This is a genomic window from Okeania sp. SIO2F4, assembly GCF_010672385.1.
In the GTDB taxonomy this organism is placed as follows: Bacteria; Cyanobacteriota; Cyanobacteriia; order Cyanobacteriales; family Microcoleaceae; genus Trichodesmium.
The window spans coordinates 1-1,481 of the sequence record NZ_JAAHGT010001398.1 but is presented as its reverse complement, the minus strand read 5'-3'; the positions used below and the strand labels follow the sequence as shown (position 1 = coordinate 1,481).

Annotated in this window: 2 protein-coding genes; one reads left to right on the top strand and one right to left on the bottom strand. The window is 40.3% G+C overall.

Annotated elements, in window-relative coordinates; all coding sequences use genetic code 11:
* A partial coding sequence (locus tag F6K22_RS40745) for a CPP1-like family protein (protein WP_293110845.1) occupies nucleotides 1-283 on the top strand: 283 nt, incomplete at its 5' end.
* Between the two features lie 616 nt (nucleotides 284-899).
* On the opposite strand, the gene F6K22_RS40740 is transcribed toward F6K22_RS40745, so the two are convergent.
* Nucleotides 900-1,121: a zinc ribbon domain-containing protein gene (locus F6K22_RS40740; RefSeq protein ID WP_293110843.1), complete on the bottom strand. Its 222-nt coding sequence runs from the start codon at nucleotides 1,119-1,121 to the stop codon at nucleotides 900-902.
* Between the last annotated feature and the right edge of the window lie 360 nt (nucleotides 1,122-1,481).

The window sequence follows — 1,481 nt, the reverse complement described above, 5'->3', positions numbered from 1 at the left end:
TGGTATATATGTGGTCTTAGGTGCAATTAGTATTTATTTTGGAGTTAGTCAACCTTCTACTTTGCAACTAACTTTGGCTTTAGGAGTTGGTGGTTGTCTTTATTTCCTTAACCGCAAAGAAAATAAGTTTGGCCGTGCTGTTTTGTTGACAGTTGGTGGTTTAATTTTTGGGTTGATTTTAGGGGGAATACTGAGTGCTTTGGCGACTGGTTTAACAACAGAAATATTTATTAGTTTGGTAACTTTTTTGGTGTTATGGATGGTTAGTTGTTTTTTACGTTAGTTTTTGGCACAAGGAAGAATAAAGAAGTAAGAAGGAATGGAAAAAACAGATACAGTAGATTCCAAGGAATAGGTACAAATATTAAGGTGAAAACCTATACAGTGCGGGCATCTTGCCCGCAAGTAGTGTACCTGATTGAGATGAAATTTGCTATGGGTTAATTCTGGTGTTTTGCTCCTAAATCTTTCTTATTTTTTACCGAAAAGTTATAGCTGGTAGGGTAAGGAAATTTTGAATAATTGATTTTCTGTAAGATCGAGTAAATCTTGAGGAATAGAGATTTTTGAGAATCTGCGCGTCTTTAGACGCGCAGATTCTCCAGGCTATACCTGAAAGGGTCACTCAAAACGCATTTCTAGCACCGATCCTCTACCCTGTTGCTTTTGCTTCAGGCTGCTTATTTTTTTCTTTCTGGGTACTACCAATCGACTTCTATAGGCTAGGGCGTCCTGAGATTACTTGCCCTCCGGGGAACCCAACTTTTTAGGGTTTGAGAAGAGCGGGCATTTCTCCTTGACTAGGGTCGCGTCCACCCGGCTTTGAAAAGACGGGGCTATCAAACTCCTGAACTTTTTCAGTGTTGACATCCTCTCCGCGCCTTTAGGCGCGGAGATTCCTACTGAGCCTTGGCTCTTGACTGGGTTGACGTTTCACAGGCTGCTGCTACTTTGGCAGTAGTCTGACACTGGCCTCCATGTCCGTTTAATGTCTCGGACTGCCCGCCCGCAACTAATATGTTTATTGCTGCGTTGGTATCTCTATTGTGCTTACTACCATAGTTGAGACACTCCCATTCTCGCACCTGAAGGTCTAAAGACCCAGTTTTTCGGTAAATCAAGTAGTTTTTCTACTTTAGTTTTGATTATAGCTTGTCAGGTAGGGTGGGCAACTCTACTTTTAATAATTAAGGAATAAGGAAAACTAGATTATGGTTTCTACTCTAGACTTTTCTTCTTTACTTATTCAAAAATTATAGGATGTACCCAGAAGAAGAATATTGTTCATGTAAGCATTCAGCTATTAGCTGTCAGCTCTTGGCAATAATACCTCGCCCTTAAGGAGGCAGGGCTGTTTCATTCTCTTGAAAGACAGATAGGGAGATGGAGAGAAATTCGTTCCTAGTTCGTCTCCAAATTATCAAATTTATCACACAATCATCATTGTCCATTAATCAATTATCAGTCATTTGAGCCGTACA